The 22,875-nt window shown below is 51.6% G+C and carries 18 protein-coding genes and 1 tRNA gene; 5 read left to right on the top strand and 14 right to left on the bottom strand.

The genetic code is table 11. The annotated features are described in order from the left end of the window. Positions 1–17: 17 nt before the first annotated feature. The 10 genes from AACH41_RS14170 to AACH41_RS14215 form a co-directional block, all read right to left on the bottom strand. On the bottom strand, positions 18–1,301 hold the full coding sequence (locus AACH41_RS14170; protein ID WP_338655875.1) for a biosynthetic peptidoglycan transglycosylase: 1,284 nt from the start codon (positions 1,299–1,301) through the stop codon (positions 18–20). Between the two features lie 12 nt (positions 1,302–1,313). Then, the gene (locus tag AACH41_RS14175; RefSeq protein WP_338655877.1) at positions 1,314–1,628 is read right to left on the bottom strand and encodes an NAD(P)H-dependent oxidoreductase subunit E; all 315 of its coding nucleotides are present in this window, start codon (positions 1,626–1,628) and stop codon (positions 1,314–1,316) included. Positions 1,629–1,659: 31 nt separating this feature from the next. Further along, positions 1,660–2,613, bottom strand: a complete 954-nt coding sequence (locus AACH41_RS14180; protein ID WP_338655879.1) for an energy transducer TonB — start codon at positions 2,611–2,613, stop codon at positions 1,660–1,662. 15 nt (positions 2,614–2,628) lie between these two features. Continuing rightward, entirely contained in the window at positions 2,629–3,999 is a 1,371-nt protein-coding gene (gene mpl / locus AACH41_RS14185) for a UDP-N-acetylmuramate:L-alanyl-gamma-D-glutamyl-meso-diaminopimelate ligase (protein ID WP_338655880.1), read from the bottom strand. 70 nt (positions 4,000–4,069) lie between these two features. Continuing rightward, positions 4,070–4,696 (bottom strand): thiamine phosphate synthase, encoded by a 627-nt coding sequence (thiE, locus tag AACH41_RS14190; RefSeq protein ID WP_338655882.1) that lies wholly within the window; start codon positions 4,694–4,696, stop codon positions 4,070–4,072. Further along, positions 4,680–5,537, bottom strand: coding sequence for a hydroxymethylpyrimidine/phosphomethylpyrimidine kinase (locus AACH41_RS14195; RefSeq protein WP_194749687.1), 858 nt, complete (start codon positions 5,535–5,537; stop codon positions 4,680–4,682). The genes thiE and AACH41_RS14195 overlap by 17 nt, the downstream gene beginning before the upstream one ends. A gap of 11 nt (positions 5,538–5,548) precedes the next feature. After that, a tRNA-Gly gene (locus tag AACH41_RS14200) sits at positions 5,549–5,622 on the bottom strand. A 104-nt stretch (positions 5,623–5,726) separates the two neighbouring features. Next, on the bottom strand, positions 5,727–9,395 hold the full coding sequence (locus tag AACH41_RS14205; protein ID WP_338655883.1) for a YDG domain-containing protein: 3,669 nt from the start codon (positions 9,393–9,395) through the stop codon (positions 5,727–5,729). 193 nt (positions 9,396–9,588) lie between these two features. Further along, positions 9,589–11,298, bottom strand: a complete 1,710-nt coding sequence (locus AACH41_RS14210; protein ID WP_338655885.1) for a ShlB/FhaC/HecB family hemolysin secretion/activation protein — start codon at positions 11,296–11,298, stop codon at positions 9,589–9,591. A gap of 138 nt (positions 11,299–11,436) precedes the next feature. Beyond that, complete coding sequence (locus AACH41_RS14215) at positions 11,437–13,704, bottom strand: primosomal protein N' (RefSeq protein WP_338655887.1); 2,268 nt, start codon at positions 13,702–13,704, stop codon at positions 11,437–11,439. Between the two features lie 59 nt (positions 13,705–13,763). Between AACH41_RS14215 and argS the strand changes: the two genes are divergently transcribed. From argS to AACH41_RS14230, 3 genes are all read left to right on the top strand, one after another. Next, complete coding sequence (gene argS / locus AACH41_RS14220; protein ID WP_338655889.1) at positions 13,764–15,422, top strand: arginine--tRNA ligase; 1,659 nt, start codon at positions 13,764–13,766, stop codon at positions 15,420–15,422. 40 nt (positions 15,423–15,462) lie between these two features. Next, positions 15,463–16,056: an SPOR domain-containing protein gene (locus AACH41_RS14225; protein WP_275357522.1), complete on the top strand. Its 594-nt coding sequence runs from the start codon at positions 15,463–15,465 to the stop codon at positions 16,054–16,056. Between the two features lie 66 nt (positions 16,057–16,122). Continuing rightward, on the top strand, positions 16,123–16,767 hold the full coding sequence (locus tag AACH41_RS14230; RefSeq protein ID WP_194749682.1) for a thiol:disulfide interchange protein DsbA/DsbL: 645 nt from the start codon (positions 16,123–16,125) through the stop codon (positions 16,765–16,767). Positions 16,768–16,807: 40 nt separating this feature from the next. On the opposite strand, the gene AACH41_RS14235 is transcribed toward AACH41_RS14230, so the two are convergent. Beyond that, a complete protein-coding gene (locus AACH41_RS14235; protein ID WP_275357520.1) occupies positions 16,808–18,499 on the bottom strand; it encodes an NAD-binding protein in 1,692 nt (563 codons plus the stop codon). 13 nt (positions 18,500–18,512) lie between these two features. Further along, positions 18,513–18,887: a DUF6394 family protein gene (locus AACH41_RS14240; RefSeq protein WP_194749680.1), complete on the bottom strand. Its 375-nt coding sequence runs from the start codon at positions 18,885–18,887 to the stop codon at positions 18,513–18,515. Positions 18,888–18,946: 59 nt separating this feature from the next. Between AACH41_RS14240 and AACH41_RS14245 the strand changes: the two genes are divergently transcribed. Both AACH41_RS14245 and AACH41_RS14250 read left to right on the top strand, forming a co-directional pair. After that, entirely contained in the window at positions 18,947–19,771 is an 825-nt protein-coding gene (locus AACH41_RS14245; RefSeq protein ID WP_194749706.1) for an SDR family oxidoreductase, read from the top strand. Between the two features lie 97 nt (positions 19,772–19,868). Then, positions 19,869–20,090, top strand: coding sequence for a hypothetical protein (locus tag AACH41_RS14250; RefSeq protein WP_313984704.1), 222 nt, complete (start codon positions 19,869–19,871; stop codon positions 20,088–20,090). 54 nt (positions 20,091–20,144) lie between these two features. On the opposite strand, the gene AACH41_RS14255 is transcribed toward AACH41_RS14250, so the two are convergent. Both AACH41_RS14255 and ettA read right to left on the bottom strand, forming a co-directional pair. Next, the gene (locus tag AACH41_RS14255) at positions 20,145–20,909 is read right to left on the bottom strand and encodes an arylamine N-acetyltransferase (protein ID WP_338655894.1); all 765 of its coding nucleotides are present in this window, start codon (positions 20,907–20,909) and stop codon (positions 20,145–20,147) included. A 92-nt stretch (positions 20,910–21,001) separates the two neighbouring features. Beyond that, a complete protein-coding gene (gene ettA, locus AACH41_RS14260; protein WP_194749677.1) occupies positions 21,002–22,666 on the bottom strand; it encodes an energy-dependent translational throttle protein EttA in 1,665 nt (554 codons plus the stop codon). Positions 22,667–22,875: the final 209 nt, after the last annotated feature.

Genomic DNA, 22,875 nt, shown 5'->3' on the forward strand with positions numbered 1-22,875 from the left:
TAAGACGCTATTGTAATTTATTTGACTGGCAGCGGACGAAAATTCAGGGTGCCAGGCTGTTTGCGGGCACTTTCCGGCATATAGTGCAAAATACTTTCAGCACGCGACAATACGGGGTTTCTGGCAATAAACTGTTGTTTCCAGGCACGGTGCGGGTTGCGGATGATGCCCGCCAGCCAGGCGGCCTGAATCGGATTCATCTTGGCAGGCTCCAGGCCAAAATAATAGTTGGCCGCTGCGTGTGCACCACACAGCCCCGGGCCCCAATCCACCGTATTCAGATACAAATTAAGAATTTGTGTTTTATTTAAAGTGTGTTCGAGCTGCACCGCGTAGAGCAATTCTTCAATTTTACGCTTCCAGGTCCGTTCACCATTGGTGAACATGTATTTCACGACCTGCTGGGTGATGGTGCTGCCGCCTACCGCTTTATCCGTGCTTTCTTTGCCTAATAGCTGCCGCATTTGCGTGAGCACATAGCCGGGATGGTGCCTGAACTCGGCATCCTCGGCGATGATCACCGCCATCGGCAGCCAATGCCCCATGTTTTCATAACTGAGCCAGTGGACTTTTTCAGGATGTTTTTGCTCATCAAGCAAGGGGCAATCATACTGCACCGTCGACGCTGTGACTTTGCTGAGATCAAGCCCTGTCACTTGCAGCTGTTCAAGCTGAGGTTGTGCACTCCAGCTCTGCTTGGGCCAGCGCAGGGTACCGCTGGCGCTAAGAATGCCTGAGACATGCGCCTGCGAGATGCTGGAGGAATGACTGGCCAAGGGTGCCAGCAAGCTCGCTAAGGGGGTAGCAGGCAGCGTCCAGTTAAGCTTTAAGGCGTGCATGGTGACTTTGCCTTCAAAGTTAATTTTGAAGGCGGGCGGGGGCTCTGCGGAAGGGGTATTGGGGAGCGCTGAGGAGTGCGCAACCAGGTGTCCGTGAAGTTGCTGGCCATTCAGCTTGAGCCATAACTCGACACTTTCCAGCATCAGGGGCTTATCACTCACCGATTTAGCGATTAACCAGCATTGCTGGCAGTGGACACGCAAGCCGTCTGCATCATACAAGCGGATCTGGCCATGGTGCAGGCTAAATGCCTTGTGGTCCAGCCACCAGCGGCCAACTGGCGAGGTCGCCAGCATGAACAGCGGCAACACACGGACCTGAACGCCACTGCCTATCGGCAGCTTTATTCGCCAGGCAGTTTTATCATAGGGCTGCCAAATCCAGGCGGTGACGGCGAGCGTTGTCAGCAGAACAGCTGCCAAGAGCGTGAGTAACAGGCGTTTGCACCAGAGTCTGACCATGTTGAGCAATGCTTAGACCACCAGGCGCTCCACAACCTTGCCTTGCTGCAGATGACTTTCGATGATGTCGTCAATATCGCTTTCATCGACAAAGGTATACCAAACCGCATCTGGATAGACGACCATGACCGGGCCAACGCCACAACGGTCCAGGCAACCGGCACGGTTAATCCGCACTTTGCCAGCCCCAGCCAAGCCTTGCTGTTTGACCTGCTTTTTCATGTAATCAAAAGCCGCTTCGGCACCTTTGTGCATACAACAGTCTTCACCGTTTTCACGCTGGTTCAGGCAGAAAAAGACATGGTATTGAAAGTGGCTTGGAGTCATCTAAATTGCCTCAGTAAATAGGGACTGCACATTACTCAGTCGAAAGTTGGTCATCCCTGGTAAAGTTCCAGGTACGGGTAATACTCAGCACATCGGTATCCTGACGAATATCTTCGGTGAATACCGGAAACGGCGCGGCCAATTGCACAATGCGACGTGCGGACTCATCGAGCAACCTGTGCCCGGAGCTGCGATGAATACGAATATCTTCTATCGACCCATCGGCCTTGATCGACACCGTCATCTGCAATTGACCATATAACTTTTGTGTTCGGGCCGCCTGCGGATAATTCAGGTTTCCCACACGCTCAATTTTTTGCCGCCATTGCTCCACATAATTCGCAAAGCGATATTCGCGTGTGCGGGCACCGATAAACTGTCGCTTGGGGCGGTTTTCATAGGCCTCCTGCTGCTTGGCAATCAATGCTTCCAGCTTGGCCATTTCTTGCATGGCAGCCAATTGCGGCTGTGATTGCTCTGGCAGCAATTTTGCCGGCGTTTGCTCTTTGCTGGATGGATGCGGCAATGTGGACGGCGCCTGCAGACTAGTGACCGATGTACTGGCTTTTAGTTGCGTCAGTAGTGCCTGTGCTTCTTGCTCCAGTTGGGTCACCCGCTGTTTTTCTCGAACCAGCTCAGACTCTTGCGGGGCCGCGGCAGGCGTTGCTGAGGCGGTGTTTGCCTGTGGCGTAGCGGGCAAGGCTGCTTGTAATTGCTGCACGCTGGGCAGCGGACTTTTCATCTGCCGCTTTTCATCGGTATTGCCGCCGCGATCAAGGTTGGCTTGTGCCAGCGCATCCGCTTTTTCTGGCGCACTGCGGGTTTTGCTGTTGACCAGCATCACCTGCAAAGAGGGAATCTGGTCTTTAAACGCCTTGAGTTCGGGCTGAAAATGGAGCGTCAGCAATACGGCGTGCACCAGTAAAGAAGCCCACAAGGCCCATACCAGTGGTGACTGTTTGCTGAAACCTTTCACGAGGCCCATGCGGCGTCTGCCTGTTTATCCCTGCAAAGCCTGCAATAATTTCTGGTGCACGCCGCCGAACCCGCCATTGCTCATCACCAGCACATGGTCGCCAGGTTTGGCCATGGCGCTTACAGCGGCCACTAACTGTGTCAGGTCATCAAAGGTTTGGGCTTTGTGCTGAATCGGCGCCAGCGCCGCTGCCGCATCCCAGCCCAGGTTGCTGGCGTAGCAAAATACGGCATCGGCATCGCGCAGGCTGTCGGGCAGGGCCTCTTTCATCACACCCAGTTTCATGGTGTTAGAGCGTGGCTCGAGGACGGCCAGAATGCGAGCTGCGCCCACTTTGGCGCGCAAGCCTGCAACCGTGGTGGCAATCGCGGTAGGATGGTGGGCAAAATCGTCATACACCGTGATTTCGTTAACCACGCCTTTGACTTCCATGCGGCGTTTGACGTTTTTGAATTCGCTCAAGGCCTCAATCGCAATGCAAGGTGCAACACCGACATGGCGGGCGGCGGCAATCACTGCCAGCGCATTATTACGGTTATGTTCGCCGAGCAGATTCCAGCTCACATTGCCCTGGCGCTCACCGTTAAAAAACACATCAAAGCGGCCTTGGGCATCCACATGTTGCACTTGCCAGCCACTCGCGCTGTCTATGCGCTCCACAGCACTCCAACACCCGCGTGCAAGTACCCGGTCCAGGCTTTCTTGTTGGTTCGCGACCACCAGACCTTGCTGAGGCACGGTGCGCACCAGGTGATGGAACTGCTTTTCAATAGCGGCAAGGTCGTCAAAGATATCCGCATGATCGAATTCCAGATTATTCAGTACGGCTGTACGCGGACGGTAATGCACGAACTTTGAGCGCTTGTCGAAGAAAGCGGTGTCATATTCATCGGCCTCAATCACAAAGAAAGGGGAGACCGATTGCGGATCTTGCCTGGGTGTTTGTGGCAACCGCGCAGAAACACCAAAGTTTTCAGGCACGCCGCCAATCAAAAAGCCCGGCGCCAACCCGGCGTACTCCAGCACCCAGGCCAGCATCGAAGACGTGGTGGTTTTGCCGTGTGTCCCGGCCACGGCCAGTACCCATTTACCTTGCAGCACATTCTCTGCCAGCCACTGTGGGCCAGAAATATAAGGCAATCCTTGATTGAGGATTTCCTCCATTAAAGGATTGCCGCGCGTCACCACGTTGCCAATCACATAAATATCAGGCTGCAAGCCCGTTTGCGAAGGATCAAAGCCTTGGATCAACTCAATGCCCTGAGCCTCAAGTTGGGTGCTCATAGGCGGGTACACATTGGCATCACAGCCAGTGACCCGATGCCCGGCCGCCTTGGCCAGCACGGCGATGCCGCCCATAAACGTGCCACAAATGCCAAGGATGTGAATATGCATAGAATTTACCAGAACAGATTAACGCATGCATTTTACCAAACAACGTCTGGCAAAACGGTAGTGATGTGATTCAATTTGACGCAAATAAAGACTGATATGCCCGGCAGTGGGCAGTGATATCGTCCGCCTGGAAAATATCGCTAATCACGGCCAGTGCATCCGCGCCAGCCGTGATCAATGGACGGGCATTCTCCAACGTTATCCCCCCAATGCCAACCACCGGCACAGACAACTGTTGCCTGCCTTGCGCAAACAACGCAGTCTCGGCACGCGGCGCATTCGGCTTGGTAGAAGAAGGATAACAGGCGCCAAAAGCCACGTAATCCGCCCCCGCAGTTTGCGCGTGTTCCGCCAGCGAAAACTGGTTATAGCAAGAAGCGCCAATGATTTTTTGTTTACCAAGCAGGGCGCGTGCCTGCGTGATGGCACGGTCATGCTGACCCACATGCACGCCATCTGCATCCAGATGAGCGGCCAGATCAACATGGTCATTAATCAAAAAGGGAATCTGAGCGCCACGGCATAATGACAACAAGGCTGCCGCTTGCTCCAGACGCAAGGCCTCGGTGGCCGTTTTATGACGGTATTGCACAATGGCAACGCCCCCTTGCAAGGCCTGTGCCACCTGTCCGCACAACAATGCAGTGTCATCACAATCTGGCGTGACCAGATACAAACCTTTAATGCTGAAGCTCACTCGCTTTTTCCTGTACCTCGGACTCACGTGCCCAGAAGAAACGGTCGGGAATAAATTGCCCCATGCCCGGCCTAAAAGCGTGACGCAGGGTTTGCCAGGTGAATTCCTGTGCTTCGTGCACGGCTTCTTCCATACTCAAGCCATGTGCCAAACATGCGGTGATGGCACTGGTGAGCGTGCAGCCAGAGCCATGATAACTGCCAGGCAAACGCTCCCAGTGATAATCCTTGATCAGGCCAGGCGCCCCATTTTGTAAACCATACAAACTGTTAACGACGTCATTTGAACGCTCGTGCGTGCCCGTGATCATCACATATTCAGCCCCCATGCCCAGCAGGCGTAGCGCACATTCTTCAAGCGAGCTATGCTTCACCTCGTCGCTTTCATCGTAATAGGCCAGGCGACGGGCCTCCAGGCTATTAGGCGTAATCAGAGTGGCTTGCGGGAACAAGAGCTCGCACATCGCGGCCTGCATTTCTTCATTCGACAACTCGTCGCCGCGGCCGGATGCAAGAATCGGATCGATGATAAGCGGCACATCCGGGTAATCAGCCACAATCTCGGCAATCACTGCCACATTTTCAACGCTCCCCAGCAAACCCAATTTAAACGCGCTGACGGAGACATCTTCCAGAATGGTGCGTGCCTGATCATTGATCAGGTCTGCATCCAGTGGCATCACGCTCTCTACCCCCACTGTATCTTGCGCGGTAATGCCAGTAATCACTGACAACGGGTAGCACCCGATGCTGGAGAGCGCCAGAATATCGGCCTGCACACCTGCACCACTGCTGGGATCTGTGGCCGCAAACGTTAAAACGGTGGGAGGGGTATTTGCCATGAAAAATCCTTTGGAGCGGCTGACGGGAATCGAACCCGCGTATCAAGCTTGGGAAGCTGGCGTTCTACCATTGAACTACAGCCGCAGATGAACGGGCTCTATTTTACTTGGTGTTAGCATGAATACAAAACATTATTCAGCATAAAAATAAAGCCGGACAATTGCCCGGCTTTATTAACACTCAACACATTAAATACAATTCGAGTTCACACCATCTGGCAATTTAACGCCAGAACTAAGGATAGGCGTACTACCCAGGTGATCTTCATTCACTGGACAAGCCACTGCATCCGGATCTTCATCATCACCCGCAGCAGGGTTCAGAGAAACGATGGTCATCGTATTCAAAGCAGGGTTAGTTCCGACCAGGCCACCTAAACCAGCGTTGTCACGTGGTGAGATATTCAACGTTGTAGTCGTTGGGGTGGTAGGGGGCGTTGGAACAGCCAAAATACTAGCTGTAGTCGTTGCGGTATTATTAACCAGTGTATAGTTACCTGCATCTACACCACCTAAAGTGATGCCACTGATATTAACAGTTTTACCAGCACCTACGGCACTATCAATAAACTGCCCATCAGCTGTCGCCACTGTCAGCTGATCATTACCCAACCGTCCATTAAATATGGCAGCACCCGTATTTAAAGAAGCAAGTGTATTTCCATCAAAAACTTTGTCATTGGCTGTTATTCCAGCGACAGTTGAAAGGCTAGCCGGGGTAATTTGACCAATAGCTCCAGTTGCACTTGCTGAGGTCTGATTGTTGGTCAAGGTATAACCATACACCTGTCTCGCCACATCAACACCATTTCTACTTGTTGTATTAGTCACACTCAGGATCGAAATAGGATTAGTGGTCACGACCTTATTGTCGCCAACATTTTTGTTATCAAAAGTTGCAGAAACTATATTACTGTAATTAATCACATCACCATCACGGCCCTCTGTCACCAATGATAAGCCTGCAATACTAGCATCTGTTGTCGTATCGTAAACACGACTTACAGACCCAGATAGCTTGGGATCAATCACAATATTTTCAGAGTAAATCAAGCCATTCCCTTTGGCTGCAGCATTGATCTGCTGCGTACCATTTTTTACACCATCATAAGTAGTGCCGTACTGCTTGAAATCATAGCCGTTGAGGATTTTTGTCCCGCGCTGCCCATTATCCGGTGACTGTGAATAAATGAGCCAACGACCATTTGCACCCGTAGAAATATCAAAGTTGCTGGTATTCCTATACCCTCTGCCTGCAACAATTGTCGTATTCAAACTCTGAGCATTAGTAATGATATTGCCAGACTGAATTACATCGCGGCCCGCACGAATAAAGAGATCAGGAGCCTGCCCAATTGTTCCATTGGCTAACGCAAAACCGACTTTGAGTGAAATTTCTTTAGTGACAACATCACCATCAGTCGAAACAAGTGAGACCGACCCAGCATTACCGCTTTGGCCTTTACCTGTTGCACCCGAAGCGTTGATATTGCCAACATTAATACCCGTACCCGCATTCACAGCGATATTACCTGCATTTGTACCGTTGTTATTGCCAGGATTGGAGGCATTCGTATTAATGTCCCCGGTATTAACGCTCCCATTGTTAGCGGTTAGAGTGACATTTGCTCCATTGGAGTTGCTGACGCCTTGAGTATTAATATTACCAATATTCAGATTGCCGCTAGCACTACTGATTTGAACTGCACCTGAATTACTGGCAGCAATATTATTACCAGCACCCGCCCCGCCAGCGCCAGTAGTGATGTTACCGACAGTAGCATTTCCGGAGGTGGAGATTGTCACTGCACCGCCATTACCACCTGGCAATGCAACAACTTGTCCGTTAGGGGCCACGACTGAAGAGCCCGAAGTATCAATATTGCCTGTCATATTGAGGCTGCCAGCATTGATCGTTACTGTGCCACCATTAAACCCAGCTGGCGGAAATGAGTTTTCACGCCCTTTGGCAGAAATATTTGCTGAGCCCAAATCTGCAGAACCAGTCACCGTAATATTCACATTACCAGCGTTTCCTGTGCTACTTCCGGCGCCAGGCGCACTGATATCACCCGCTGTATGCGTCAATGTCGCAGCTGAAAGTGTGACGCCGCCTGTCCCTGAAATATTGGCACCAATTGCTAAATTACCGGTACCGCTATTGTCAGCATCTGCCTTAAGGTTGATACTGCCTTTGCCAGTGGTTGTAATTGCAGCATTTACATTGATGTCATTATTTGCTTCCAGACGCACGCTACCATCACGATTCATCGTAAGCGCACTGTTAACGGTAATGTTATTGTTAGCTTGCAAATAGAGCTCGCTGTAACCCTTCACCTGAGTGACATTGACTTCAGTATTTGCCCCTGGATTACTGGCGAATGCATCATCTGGGGTGCCATCCGGTTGGTTTGCTGGTGCAGATGCCGCGGTGTTATTCAAAACAATGTTTTCAGGATCAAATAAAACGGTGCCACCGATGCCATTTGTGGCACCAACATTAACGTCACCTAGCATGGCCAAGTGCTGCTTGCCAGAGACCTCAACAAACCCACCGTTTCCACTCTTGGCGCCGCCTTGAGCAGAAATCTCGCCATAGTAACGGGTCAAATCATCCGCCCAGACAACCACTTTACCGCCATTGCCTTCCTGAATGGCATCTGCTTTGATCGTTGCACCGCTGGCTACATAAGTGGTTCTAGCGTTGTAAACCGCATCATTTTTACCTTGGTAATCACCACCTACCAACACTTTGCCACCGCCTTTATCGCCGGAGGCATCCAGCACAGCGCCGTTCATCAAAGCGACTTGCTCGCCTGTGACCTCAATAGTGCCGCCAGTAGTGTGCTCACCTTTCGCAATCAAGCGGCCTGACACTTCGACTTTGGCATTATCGCCACCTTCCAGACGGATGACGCCATTACGTTCGACCAGTTGATTGGCTTCCACAATCCCGGAGATATTGATGGCTGAGGCACGGGCATTGGTTGCCATTTGCACAAAGCCACCATCGGCATAAATGGAACCACTGTTTTTAATGGTGGCCTCGAGTGCACCACCAGACAATTTGGTTTTAACCAGCCCATTGCCAAAAAAGTCCAATGTCGCTTGTTGGGCAGAGCCCAATACCACACTACCGTTGCTTGCGACCAAGGTACCACTGTTATCGACGGTTTTGCCTAAGAGAACAATGTAGCCTTCATTTTTTGCTTTGATGACACCATAGTTTTCCACGTTACCAACGATGCTGCCCACGGCAAAATTGTATTTGCCTTTAATAAAGTCATCATTAGAAATGTCCAAACTGGAGGCAACGATATTACCGACATTCACTTCTGCACCGTGACCAAATAAAATCCCGTTTTGGTTAATCAGGAACAGGCTTCCATTGGAATTAAGTGTGCCCATGATTTCGGAACGGCTATCTCCGATTACACGGTAGAGCGCACGGCCAGCATCTGGCATCACAACATCTAGTTGATGGCCTTTTTCTACACCAAACTTGTAAAAATCAACAATATTGACATTGGCTGTATGGGTATACTGAGTATGCGTACTGCTCAAATCTTTGACTGCCAGATCACCCGCAACCACCCCAGCAACCACATTGGTATCAGCAAAAGAAGTCAATGGAGCGATGACCGCAGCAAATGCACTGGCGACAAGCATGCCACGTTTGGCAGAAGAGGTGATAGCACCAATATGTCGCTTGCCTATATAGCCAGAAGCCGGTTCAGGCACTTTTCCACTGACACTGGACTTACCTTGCGCACGCGCGGTTTCTGCAACGGCAACCCAAGCTTGCTGAAGCCGACTCCACACAAGACGGTAGATATGGTTTAAGGATGCTGCTTTCATGACACTTCTCCTTGTTAATAATAAACGCCACCGATCTCATGACCAGTGGGTTACCATTACTTCTCTCATATTCCTGATATGAATGTAATTTTGGTTCAGGAATTTTTTTTTGTATGTAGCCCAGTATGACTAATGCCTATTCATCCGAGCTACTTATTTTATTTTTGCCAGGCCGAGGCCTGTTGGTTTACTACTAGAAATTTTTTCTCAACTGACCCCAGAGCTGGTACTCAGTATTACTTGACGACCCATCCAGATCACGCTTTTGCTGGGAGTAAGTGGTCGTTAATACCCACTGTCCTGGAATCTGGATATCAGTACCGATACCCACATGTTGGGAGCGGACATAGTTGCTGCTGCCAATCGGGTCATGATTTAACTTGCCACGACCAGCATCGTAAAAAACAAACGGCGTCACAGCTTGGATGTAGGGAGTCACGTCAGCGCCCGTGGTCGCAAAAGTACGGCGTAAATCAGTTCCTGCCATCCAGCCTTGGTCTGCCTGGCTGGGGATATCAGAGAATTGACGCCAGCGGTTAATGGCCCCAATACCAAAGCGCTCTGCGATATCAAGGTTACTATTTGTGCCTTGGTAATCTGCCCGCACAATCCAGTTAACGCCATTGTCGAATACCTGCGTACGGCTGGAAGTCCAGTTCCATTTGGTAAAACTGCCCTGGGTATCAAGTTGAGACCTATCCGTATCCTTTGCTGAGGCATCCTTGAATGAAACATTCCCTTGCGTGAGCACCAAACTCCATTGATAAGCAACGTCACCGGTCTCATTGATCCAATCACCTAACACGCCGAGCTCAAGGCTGCTAATGTTACGGCGGTTGTTAATAGAAAATGCCTTCACATCGTCATCCAGAATTTTGTAGTTGCTACCCACTTTGAATGAAATGCTTTTTTTAGTTTCACGTAACCAGGGATGTTCTAAAGACGCATAAAAATAATGCGCATCGCCCGACGCATCAAACTGTTTGAAATCGCGACCAAGCTCATAATCTACATAGCTGTAAGCCAGATTTAAAATATTACCTGCACTGCCAACAGGGGTCAGATACAATCCACTCAATGAGCGCTGACCTTCATCTCTGGAAACTTTACCCACCACCGCCAATTGATCTCCACGACCGTTCAGGTTGTTGATGGCACCGCCAAAACCTAATGTTTCTCGACCGGTGTAACGGTTGCCGTAAGTGTTTGCCGCAACATACCCACTGTAACGCGCTCTGGGTTCAACAGACACAGCCACATCTGAACTGCCCACAGCCTCACCGGGGTTGAGCTGAGAGGTGACCTGAATGCCCGGCAAGCCGTTCATCACCATGATATTGCGCACAAGGTTGCGCTCATTGAGCACATCCCCCTTGTTCAAGCCGTACTCGGAAACAGACTGGAAATACGACTGATTCAGCCCTTCACCGGTTTCGGCTTTCACCTCGCCCAAAGTACCTTCCAGAATCGCCAACTCAACCACAGCTTCTGCTTCAGTAGTTTTTTGCAAATCTTGCGTAGGCAAATAGACTTGTGTCAGCAAGTAGCCACGTTGGCGGTAATAGTTCCGAATGGTACCCACCGCTTCATTTAGCTCGCGCATACCAACTTCATGGCCAGTCAGCGAGGCGACTTGTGCTGCAAGCACCTCATCTGAAAACTGTTTGTTACCAGAAAATTTGAACGCCTTGACCACAATCTTCAGACTGGATTTCTTTTGTTTTTTTTCTGGCTGTGGCGTTTCTTGTGGCACCTGAATAATGGGCCGTGGCTCTGGAATAATCGGTCTAGGGATATTGGGCTGCAAGGGCTCCGGGAACGAAACGCCCCCTGCCAAAACCTGCGAGCAATATCCCATGACCAGCCAAGGAATCAGGCGCATACCTGTCGTGTGTTTTTTCAAGATGACTCCCCAAAACTTTTATTAAAATCAATATGCTACAAATAATATCTCAACCCTCAAATTTACCTTAAAAAACAATCAAACACTAACTCTTTTTTACAAAACACCCTGTCATTGAAGACCACTTTTGCAAATTTGCTAGTATTCCAGGGCATCGACATCCAATACCCAGCGAATTTTCGCCTGTAATGGATGTGCTCTTACCCAGGCGACGGCGACTTGCAGTAGCTGCTGCAAGGCGTTGCGATGTGCAGATTGCATCATCACATAACCCCGCTCCATACGGTTCAGGCGTGCAAGCCCTGGTCTGACAGGATCATAAATTAGCGGCTGATCAGGCAAAGTTGCAGCATGCTGATCGACATAGGCTCTGGCGGCCAAACTAAACTCCGTCAGAAACTGGTTTACCAAGGCATACTCAGTGGCTTCTGCTTTCATCACGGCAATATAGGTAGCAGGCGGGAACTGCATCGCCATTCGCTCTTGCAACAAAGCCTGTGCAAACTCGGCGTAATTCTGCTCGCGCAAGGCGGCAAATAATGGGTGCTGCGGGAAGGCCGTTTGTATTAACACCTCACCCGGTTTTTCACCACGGCCGGCACGACCGGCCACCTGCATTAATTGAGCAAACAAGCGCTCGCTGGCGCGGTAATCCGGGCTATACAATGCACTGTCGGTATCGAGCACACCCACCAAGGTCAGATTAGCAAAATCATGGCCTTTGGCCAGCATTTGGGTGCCCACCAAAATATCGATTTCACCAGCATGCACCTCGGAAAGCAAGGTAGTTAAAGCATCTTTGGCCTGAATGGTATCTCTGTCCACGCGTGCGACACGCGCCTGCGGAAAGACCTGCTGCAGCGTTTCCTCGATGCGTTGCGTCGCCTGACCAACCGGGCGCAAATCTGGATTGCCGCAACTTGGGCATTGCAGCGGAATAGGCTGCTCATCGCCACAGTGGTGACAGCGCAGCACGCGCTGCCGCAGGTGCAGCACCGCTTTGGCAGAACATCGGCGGCAATCGGCCAGCCACTGGCAGGCCGAGCAATGCAGCACCGGGGCATAGCCACGGCGATTAATAAACAACAAGCTTTGTTCGCCACGCTGCAAACGCTGCGCTATCGCCTGCTTCAACAAGGGCGTAAATCCAGCTTCTGGCGGCGGATGCGCAGTATCTATACAAAAAATACGTGGCAATGTGGCTTGCGCCACCGCCCGCTTGTTTAATGTGAGCAAACGATAAATCGGCTTTCTGCCGCCTGCGTGCTCGTGATCGCCCGTTGCGTTGTACCAGCTTTCCAGCGAAGGCGTGGCACTGCCAAGCACCACGGGCACACCATGCTGCTTCGCACGTACCAGCGCAACATCGCGCGCATGATAACGCATGCCATCTTGTTGCTTGTAAGAGCTGTCATGCTCTTCGTCCAGAATCATCAGCTTAAGGTGCGGCATGGGCGTAAACACACTCAAGCGCGTCCCGATCACAATGCGTGCGGCGCCAGACTGTGCCGCTTGCCAGTTTTGCAAGCGCTCACTCTCACTCAAATGGCTATGCAAGGTAACCAATGCGTACTCACTGAGCCGGCTACGAAAACGGCTTTCCAGCTGCGGTGTCAGGTTGATTTCTGGCACCATAATCAGCACTTGCGACTTTGGATCGGCCAACACTTTTTCCAGCAAGCGAATATACACCTCGGTTTTACCCGAACCCGTGATCCCAAACAGTAGCCAGGGCTGAAATCCATGCAGGCGGCCCAGAATCGCCTCAACGGCCGCGGCCTGCTCGTCATTGAGTTCGGGGACCTGCGCGGAGGCAGGCATGGAGGGCCGCGTCGCGATGACTTCTCGCCTGTTTACATAGCCGCCATCCAGCAAGGGCTGTAACGCTTTGCGCCAAGTGGCAGAAACCGCAGCGAGCATGGCCTCACTGCATTCGGCGTGCTGCTGCAGCAAGGCCAGCAACCTCGCTAAGACTTGTTGCCGCTTTCCGATCAACGCATCTGGCACCGCTTGTGCCAGATGATAGAGCCACATTTTGCGCGACACCGCCGGCTTAATTTGCCGCAAGCGCAATGGCAGGCTGGATAATACGGTTTGCCCAAACGGATAGTGATAATAGTCTGCACAAAAGCGCAATAATTTGAAGCTGGCAGCATCCAGCGGCACGTCGTCAAACACTTGCAATACCGCTTTGAGCTTGTGCAAGGGGATATCGGTCTCATTGACCAGAGCCATCACGATCCCCACCAGTTGCCGCCCAGCAAATGGCACCACCACGCGGTTACCCACTTTGATCACCAGGCCAGGATTCAGGTAATCAAACTCACGCTCCAGCGGCACATCAAGCACGACGCGCACAATGCTGGCGGACGTGGTGACCTGAGGAGCGGCGGATGTTGAACACATGGGTGAAAAGGCTTAATTAGGTTAAAATGGCGGTTTGACGATAACGCATCATTTTAACCTTGAAACAAACGATCACAGAACTGATTCTGCAAGCGGTGACGCCGCTGGTGGCAGACACCTCCAGTCTCCATATCATCCTTGAGCGGCCAAAATCTGCCGAGCATGGGGATTTCGCGACCAATATCGCCATGCAACTGGCTAAACCGCTCAAGCAAAATCCGCGCATGATTGCCCAGCAGATTATCGACGGCTTGCCCGCCAACCAGGTGATCAGCAAGGTGGAGATTGCGGGTGCAGGCTTTATCAATTTCTTTTTGTCGGCAGATAGCAAACAGGCCATCGTGCACGATATTTTGAAACAAACCGACCAGTTTGGCCGCAACCCGGCAGGGCAAGGCGAAAAAGTTCAGGTGGAGTTTGTCTCTGCCAACCCCACTGGCCCGTTACATGTGGGGCATGGCCGCGGTGCTGCGGTCGGCGACTGTTTATGCCGATTACTGGCCGCCAATGGCTGGGAGGTGACACGTGAGTTTTATTACAATGATGCGGGCGCACAAATCGATAACCTGACCAAATCGGTGCTGGCGCGCGCGCAAGGGATACCGCCAGACGATGCAAGCTTCCCTGAAGATGGTTACCGTGGGGACTATATCCTCGAAATTGCAGAGGCCTTTTTAGCCAAAGCGACGGTGACTGCTGACGACATGCAGGTGACTGCCAGCGGTGATGTCAATGATACGGAATCCATCCGAAAATTTGCGGTGGCTTATTTGCGCCATGAGCAAGATCTCGACTTGCAGGCATTCCAGATCAAATTTGATGTGTTCTCACTCGAAAGCGCGCTATACACCGAAGGCAAGGTAGACAACACCGTGCAATCGCTGATCGCCAGTGGTCACACCTATGAACAAGACGACGCCTTATGGCTGCGCACAACGGATTTTGGTGATGACAAAGACCGCGTCATGCGCAAAAAAGAAGGTGGCTACACCTATTTTGTGCCGGATGTCGCTTACCATCGTGAAAAGTGGCAGCGCGGTTTCAAACGTGTGATCAACGAGCAGGGCGCAGACCACCACAGCACCATTACGCGCGTGCGCGCCGGGCTGCAAGCCCTCAATGTTGGCATTCCGCAAGGCTGGCCCGAATACGTGCTGCACCAAATGGTCACGGTGATGCGCGGCGGTGAAGAGGTCAAACTGTCAAAACGTGCAGGGAGCTATGTGACTTTGCGCGACCTGATTGAAGAAGTTGGCTGTGATGCCACGCGTTACTTTTTGGCGGCGCGTAGCCCGGATTCGCAATTGGTGTTCGACATCGATCTGGCACGTGCGCAAACCAATGACAACCCGGTTTACTATATCCAATACGCGCATGCGCGCATTTGCAGCGTATTGAATCAATGGGGCGGCGATGTTGGCAGCCTCACCACCACCGACCTGTCACCACTCAACAGCGCAGCAGAAACAACCCTGATGCAAGCCTTGGGGCAATACCCTGAAGTGGTCAGCAGCGCCTGCCAGGCACTGGCACCGCACATGGTGGCCAACTATCTCAAGGAGCTAGCCAGTGCCCTGCATAGTTATTACAATGACACCAAATTTTTGGTGGATGATGCACAAGTCAAACTGGCACGCCTGTCGCTGATTACCGCAACCCGCGTCGTCCTTCGCAATGGCTTGTCTTTGCTGGGGGTAAGCGCCCCGGATAAAATGTAAGCACCTGAAAAGTGCCCGAATTGATTGGTTCAAATTATCTATGAGTCGCGACTACAAACCCTCACAAGCCAAAGCAAAAAGCAAGAGCAGCGGCAGCACCTTCTTTAACGGCCTGCTGGTCGGCTTGTTTTTGGGCGTCGCCTTGACGGTCGCGCTCATCATTTATATCAAAGGTGACCACAGCCCGTTCTCCAGCGCCTTCAAGAATGACAGCGGCTCGCAAGAGCTGCCGATCAAAAGCACCGTCACCGAAGAAGAAGTCAAACCTGGGAGCACCTCGATTGAGGACCCTAACAAATTTGACTTCTACACCATTTTGCCGGATACCGAGAGCAAAATCAGTGAAGAGCAAGTGAAAAAGAACCCGACCATCAAACAAGAAAGCTACTTTATTCAGGTGGGCGCGTTTGCCAAAGAGGATGATGCCAACAATCTCAAAACCCGACTGGCACTGGTAGGCTTTGAGGCCGTTGTACAAACGGCAGAAATTCCGAACAAGGGCACCATGCACCGTGTACGCATTGGACCGCTCAACGATCTGGCAAAAATTACAAAAATCAGCCATGACCTGGAAACCAATGGCTTTCAGCCTAATCTGATCAAGGTCAATATCGAATCTTCAGCATCGCATTAATGCTGTCATCGTATCGCCAACTGTCACGTTAAACCATTACTTTCCACACATAAGGAAACGAATATCATGAAAAAAATGTTGTTAAGTTTGATGCTCTGGGCAGGCTTCACCGCCACTGCTGCCTTGGCTGAGCCGCAAATGGGTGAGCAATTTGATCAGGTTGCACAGCAAATAACGACCGATCAACCTGCCAAAATCGAAGTGATGGAGTTATTCTGGTACGGCTGTCCGCACTGCTATCACATGGAGCATCCGCTGGAAGCCTGGGTGAAAAAATTACCTGCGGATGTGTATTTCAAACGCATGCCAGCCTTACCCAATGCCAGCTGGGCGCCCATGGCCAAAACCTATTTTGCCATGCAAGAACTGGGCGTACTGGATAAACTGCATACCCCATTGTTTGACGCCATTCATAAAACAAAAAGCTTGAACCCGGCGGACGAAGCTGCAGCCATTGACTGGGTGACCAAACAAGGTGGCCTGGACAAGATTAAAGTTGAAAAAGCTTTTAAGTCGTTTGCGCTGAACATGCAAATGAACAAAGCCATGCAGGTGTTCCGCGCTTCCGGCGCTACAGGCGTACCTGCCTTGATTGTTGATGGCAAATACATCACCGGCAGCTCCATGGCCGGAGGCAATGAAGCTGCCTTGCAAACAGCGGACTTTATTATCCAGAACGTGCGCAAGGACCGCGCAGCGGGTAAAAAATAAGCACCAATGACAATAAAAAACCCTGCTTAGGCAGGGTTTTTTATTGTTTCAGCCAGCGGCCAATCCAGGTTTCAGGCATCTCATTCCCTGTCACCAGATAATGCAAGGTTTTCAGGTCGTGCAACAGATAGCGCTGGATCGATTTGGCCTGATCCAAACCACAGAATAAAATTTTATCGCCCATCTCCAGCGGCGTCGCCAGGTCCGGTAATAACATTTTTTCACCCGCGCGCAGCAACATTAACGGCACCACCGGCATTTCATGCCGCTGTTGACCGGCAGGATTCATGAGTAAATGCTTGAGCGCTGGTCCCAAGCCTTGCTGCATGAGGCCACACACCGCCACGGCCATGTCATCCGCAATCGTAATATCCCAGGTATCTGGCACTTGCTCACCGAGCTTGGAAACCAGTTGCGCAATCACGGCATTGGCCCAGGCATTGCCCTGATGCCGCGCCGTGGCAAGAAACTCGGCCAACATGGGTGAAACCATATAAGACAAACAGGTGTGTGCAATCACATCACTGGGCTGCATGGTGATGTCGGCATCAAAATGTTGAAACAGCGGCTCGTTATGGCGCTTGTTCTTGCGGATGATCACAAACAGATTAGGGTTGAGTTCCAATGCCGTCATGACGATAGACAAGTTATTAATGTCATTGTCGGTGCCCGCTACAATACCCACCGCCTGCTCAATCCCGGCCTGTTTCAAGATGTGCGACTCCACACCGCTGCCGATAATGCATTGCTCACATTGCGTGCCTGCCGGATCTGCCTCGATGATCGTGACATGCATGGCCTCATTTTGCAGGCTTTTGACGACGGACTTGCCAAAGCGACCAAAGCCACAAGCAATCCAGTGGCCTTGCGGAATGGCGGCCGGGGTTTCAATCGCATCGCCCGGTGCACGCGTCAACCACTCATGCAGCAGGTAAGTGCCCAATGCGTTGAGCCGCATGGCCAAGTGTTCCCCAAAAATATGGTAAGGATTAATAATGCGGTCTGTGCCAAACGAGGCCATATTGGCGGCGATGACATCATCCTGTACACGCGCCAGCACCGGCAATCCAGGCTTGATCAGCTTCACCGCCACCGAGATTGCCAGGTTGGCATGGTCATCATCGGTCAGCGCCGCCACCCCGCGGCACATGGGATTTTTAATGCCGGCGTAGAGCAACACCTCGGATAACTTTGCATCTGCGCATAAGTGCGGAATATGAAACTGGTAATTCGTCAGCTCAAGTTCATTCACGCGTTCTGGCGAGCGTTCAAGCACCACCACCCGCAACTCGTTTCTATCCAGCGCCCTGACCAGCTCGCCGCCGGTTTCCCCATAGCCACAAATCAGGTAAAACGGCTCCATCAGGTTTTTGACATCGCGCTGGAAAATCGCAGTTTTAAACGCCTGCTTGAGTGCGCCCTCCTGAAACAACCCGATAATCGCCCCGATGGCGTAAAACCAGGAGATCACCGTCACATAAATCGAAAAAGTCATCCACAGACGCTGTGGCGTGGTAAACGGGTAGGGGAGTTCACCAAAACCGATGGTGGTCGCGGTATAACTCAGAATATAAAAGGCATCGAAGAAATTCAGATGATAGGCTTGGCCGCGGTCATTTACCCCGGGGATCAACACAAAGCCAATCATCGCAATGGCATAGCTGACAATCAACATCAGCAGCGGCGCACGCATGCGCCGCAAAATCCAGAACACAATTTGATTGAGCGTCATGCTGACTACGTGCTTAGCGACGCAGGGTCACGGTTTCATAAATCAGCAAAATGACCGACGTGATATTGGCGAGAAATGCACCACCAGACAAAGAAACCACCCCGACAATCACCTCAGTATCCGCGCCGTTGCTACCAGCAACGGTCCAGATAATTGCTGCGCCAATCAACTGTAAATCGGCGACCAGGCTGGTAGCGAGGTGGATCGCACCAATCTGCGTCCGGTCACCAAATTTAAGTACGGTGGCGATCAAATTCACCACAATGGCGACATACAACTCGTAATGCAAGTGATGTTGCGGGTTATCAATATCACCAACAAAAAATCCAAAGTTAAGCGTCATGGCTAGAATAATAAAAAAGCCAAAAATCACTTTTTCCAAATTCATCTACGTTTCCCCGACCAGTGTTTTATGGCATTCTACCCGATTAAAATTTGTTTACTGCAATGTATTTTATGGCGAAAACCAATTCTGACTGCCTGCATATTGTGATTACCGGTGCCTCCAGTGGCCTTGGCGCCGCCATGGCCACGGCCTATGCCCAACATTATCGGCAACAATTGCAACTAAGTCTGTGCGGTCGCAATACGGGCGCCCTGCAAGCGCTTGCCAGTCAGCTGAGCAGCCAATATCAGGTTGCCTGTACAACTTACAGCGTCGATGTAAGGCAGGCAGACCAGATGCAAGCCATGGCGCAAGCCGCCATCCAGCAATATGGCACCCCGCATATCGTCATCGGCAATGCCGGCGTCAGCCGTGGCACCCTCACCGAATACCAGGACGACATCCCCGCCTTTCAAGCCGTGTTTGATACCAACGTCATGGGACTGGTGCACACTTTTCAACCGTTTATCGAGGCCATGAAACAGGCAACAGAGCAGGGCAAGATGGCGCAACTAGTTGGCATCGCCAGTGTGGCCGGGATTCGCGGCTTGCCTGGTGCCGGCGCTTACAGCGCGAGTAAAGCAGCGGCCATTACCTACCTCGAAAGCCTGCGCGTCGAAATGCAGCAATATGCGATTACCGTCACCACCATCGCCCCCGGCTACATCCGCACGCCCATGACCGACATCAACACCTACCCCATGCCCTTTCTCATGGATGCCGATGTCTTCGCCCGCAAAGCCATGCGCGTGATTGCCCAACAACGCCGCTTTAGTGTCATCCCCTGGCAAATGGGTATCGTCGCACGCCTGCTCCGCTTGATCCCGCCCGGCCTGTGGGACTGGATCATGAAAAAAGCACCGCATAAAGCCAGGCTACCCGATTAAATTTAGCCGCCATCAAGGTCGATTAGCCCGAACAGGCTATTGAGTAGATATTTCAGTTGGAGATAATCAAACAAACCCACCTTGTTTTAAGAGAAGTATGGACAACACCCAACCCCGCCAACACCCTCTACAGCCACAAGCACACGAGGTCTGGCAAGACCAATGCCGCATCTGCCTGATTAACGGCAAGCTGGTTGCCTTGCCTTATATTGAAGCGTCACGCTTTGACGATTACGAATTCGGTGCCACGCTGGCAGCCATTAATGCCAACCGGCTGATACGTAAACTGGTGAACAAAGAGCAATCTGCTCCACGCTAGTCAAACCAGCCTCTGCGACGTCCTGGCAGGTCAGGATGCATGGGGTAAAGGTTTTTACGTCGACAACCCAAAGAGGGTTTTAAGCGTATCGCTACGCTCACTCTTCGGTATGATCCTTTTTGTCACCACGCCATCGGTGATGGTTTTCAAGGTGTCGCCAAATAAAATTACCCTGCCTGCCGGCTGATGTAATACGACCAGCAATCTCTGCACAAAAATCGCCTCAGGGTGAGTGGAGTTCATAAAGTTTGCCGGATAAAAATCAATCCACTCCCAGGGATGCAGGTCAAACGCAAACTGGTTTTGCCAGCCCTCATCGACGCGTGCCTGTACTAAAAACTCGTGCTCGCCCTGGGTACGCAACATAAAGCAATCATGGTCCTGCATGGTTTCCGTATCCAGCCTATTTAAGGCCAGTGGTGCGCGGATACCATAGCTGCCAAAACCCAAATCACATAACCAGGCTTGTTGCTCAAGATGTACCACAATTGCCATATGCGTTTTGGGTCTGCGCACCGGATAAAACATTGGTCGCGCCGCGACCAGCTGAAAGCGAAAGCCCAGCGCCTGTAATGCCATGGCAAAGACCCCATTCACTTCGTAGCAATATCCCCCGCGTTGCCGATAAATAACTTTCTCGACTATCTCCTCTGGCATCATGGAAACCACCTTGCCAGCCTGTACATCCAGATTTTCAAACGGCACACTGAATAGCTGACAGCGCATGAGTGCACGCAAGGTCTCGATATTGGTGTCAGGCTGTCCCACATAGCCTATGCGGTTGAAATAATCCTGCAGTTTGAAATTGGTTGCTTGCATGTGAATAGGATCCTGTGAACAAGTTGCTCTGAAGTGCGCTCCACAGTAACACGATCACCATAAAAAAGCCCACCTTGCGGGTGGGCTGTCTTTTATCGCGTAATCGGTTTATAGCGGATACGTTTGGGTTTGGCACCTTCTTCACCCAGGCGTTTTTTCTTGTCGGCTTCGTATTCCTGATAGTTGCCGTTGAAAAACGTCCATTGCGAGTCGCCTTCGGCGGCCAGAATGTGTGTGGCAATTCGGTCCAGGAACCAGCGGTCGTGCGAGGTGACCAGTACGCAACCTGAAAACTCAAGCAAGGCATCTTCGAGCGCTCGCAGGGTTTCCACATCAAGGTCATTCGAGGGTTCATCCAGCAGCAAGACATTAGCCCCGGAAATCAGGGTCTTGGCCAAATGCAAGCGACCACGTTCACCACCCGAGAGTTGACCAACGATTTTTTGCTGGTCGCCACCTTTGAAGTTGAAGCGGCCAATATAAGCCCGGCTAGGCATTTCAAATTTACCAACGCTGAGCACATCCAGCCCGCCAGAAATCGCTTCGAATACGGTTTTATCGTTGTCCAGGCCATCACGGGTCTGGTCGACTGCAGCCAGTTTAACCGTTGGGCCGGTGATGATTTCACCACTATCAGGCTGCTCCTTGCCTTGCAGCATGCGGAACAGCGTGGACTTACCGGCACCGTTGGGGCCGATCACGCCAACAATCGCGCCAGGCGGAATGGTGAATGAGAGGTTATCAATCAACAAGCGATCCCCAAAGCCTTTGGAGACGTTGCTAAACTCAATCACCTGGTTGCCAAGACGGTCACCGGGCGGGATAAAGATTTCCTGCGTCTCGTTGCGGCGCTGGTATTCGACGCTGGACATTTCTTCATAACGTGCCAAGCGCGCCTTGCTCTTGCTCTGACGCGCTTTTGCCCCTTGGCGCACCCATTCCAGCTCTTGCTTCATGGCTTTGCGGTGGGCGTCTTCCTGTTTTTGCTCCAGCGCTAAGCGGTCTTCTTTTTGTTCCAGCCAGCTGGAGTAGTTGCCTTTCCATGGAATACCCTCACCGCGGTCCAGTTCCAGAATCCATTCAGCAGCATTATCCAGGAAGTAGCGGTCGTGGGTGACAGCCACCACGGTGCCGGGGAAGCGCACCAGAAACTGTTCCAGCCACTCGACGGATTCCGCATCCAAATGGTTGGTCGGCTCGTCCAGCAACAGCATGTCAGGTTTTGACAGTAACAATTTGCACAAGGCCACGCGGCGTTTTTCACCGCCTGACAACGGGCCGATTTTTGCGTCCCAGGGTGGCAAGCGCAGTGCATCGGCGGCAATCTCTAATTGCTGCTCGACATCACTGCCGCTGGCGGCCAGGATATTTTCGTACTTGGCCTGCTCTTCGGCCAGTTTGTCAAAATCGGCATCAGGTTCAGCATAGGCGGCATAAATTTCTTCCAGCTTTTGCTTGGCTTCCATGATAGCGCCCAAGCCGGCTTCGACCTCCTGACGCACGGTTTTATCAGCATCCAGCTGTGGCTCTTGTGGCAGATAGCCAATCGAAATATTCGGCTGCCATTGCACTTCGCCTTCAAACTCTTTATCCGCGCCCGCCATGATGCGCAGCACGGTCGACTTGCCTGAGCCGTTTAAGCCCAGCAAGCCAATTTTTGCGCCCGGGAAAAATGAAAGGGAAATATTTTTGATGATTTGCCGTTTGGGCGGCACGATTTTGCTCACGCGGAGCATGGACATCACATATTGCGCCATTTGTATTACATCCAGAGTATGGTTGGAAGCGGCTATTTTAACGCAGAGCGAGGATAAACAAGGAATTCTTTAGCGTTAGATAACCGCGGATGAGCGTGGCTGGCGGACAGTGACATGCGCATGCAAGCCGGTTGACTGGATGCCTTTGCTCAGCGACTAAACAGATTTCTATTCTGCAGCTAAATATGAAAAAAGGGCCAACTGGCCCT

It is taken from the genome of Methylophilus sp. DW102, from assembly GCF_037076555.1.
In the GTDB taxonomy this organism is placed as follows: domain Bacteria; phylum Pseudomonadota; class Gammaproteobacteria; order Burkholderiales; family Methylophilaceae; genus Methylophilus; species Methylophilus glucosoxydans.

Coding starts and splice junctions, on each gene's coding strand:
- AACH41_RS14170 (WP_338655875.1), bottom strand. CDS start 1,301: ATGGTCAGACTCTGGTGCAAACGCCTGTTACTCACGCTCTTGGCAGCT.
- AACH41_RS14175 (WP_338655877.1), bottom strand. CDS start 1,628: ATGACTCCAAGCCACTTTCAATACCATGTCTTTTTCTGCCTGAACCAG.
- AACH41_RS14180 (WP_338655879.1), bottom strand. CDS start 2,613: ATGGGCCTCGTGAAAGGTTTCAGCAAACAGTCACCACTGGTATGGGCC.
- mpl (WP_338655880.1), bottom strand. CDS start 3,999: ATGCATATTCACATCCTTGGCATTTGTGGCACGTTTATGGGCGGCATC.
- AACH41_RS14195 (WP_194749687.1), bottom strand. CDS start 5,537: ATGGCAAATACCCCTCCCACCGTTTTAACGTTTGCGGCCACAGATCCC.
- AACH41_RS14205 (WP_338655883.1), bottom strand. CDS start 9,395: ATGAAAGCAGCATCCTTAAACCATATCTACCGTCTTGTGTGGAGTCGG.
- AACH41_RS14215 (WP_338655887.1), bottom strand. CDS start 13,704: ATGTGTTCAACATCCGCCGCTCCTCAGGTCACCACGTCCGCCAGCATT.
- AACH41_RS14225 (WP_275357522.1), top strand. CDS start 15,463: ATGAGTCGCGACTACAAACCCTCACAAGCCAAAGCAAAAAGCAAGAGC.
- AACH41_RS14230 (WP_194749682.1), top strand. CDS start 16,123: ATGAAAAAAATGTTGTTAAGTTTGATGCTCTGGGCAGGCTTCACCGCC.
- AACH41_RS14235 (WP_275357520.1), bottom strand. CDS start 18,499: ATGACGCTCAATCAAATTGTGTTCTGGATTTTGCGGCGCATGCGTGCG.
- AACH41_RS14240 (WP_194749680.1), bottom strand. CDS start 18,887: ATGAATTTGGAAAAAGTGATTTTTGGCTTTTTTATTATTCTAGCCATG.
- AACH41_RS14245 (WP_194749706.1), top strand. CDS start 18,947: ATGTATTTTATGGCGAAAACCAATTCTGACTGCCTGCATATTGTGATT.
- AACH41_RS14250 (WP_313984704.1), top strand. CDS start 19,869: ATGGACAACACCCAACCCCGCCAACACCCTCTACAGCCACAAGCACAC.
- AACH41_RS14255 (WP_338655894.1), bottom strand. CDS start 20,909: ATGCAAGCAACCAATTTCAAACTGCAGGATTATTTCAACCGCATAGGC.
- ettA (WP_194749677.1), bottom strand. CDS start 22,666: ATGGCGCAATATGTGATGTCCATGCTCCGCGTGAGCAAAATCGTGCCG.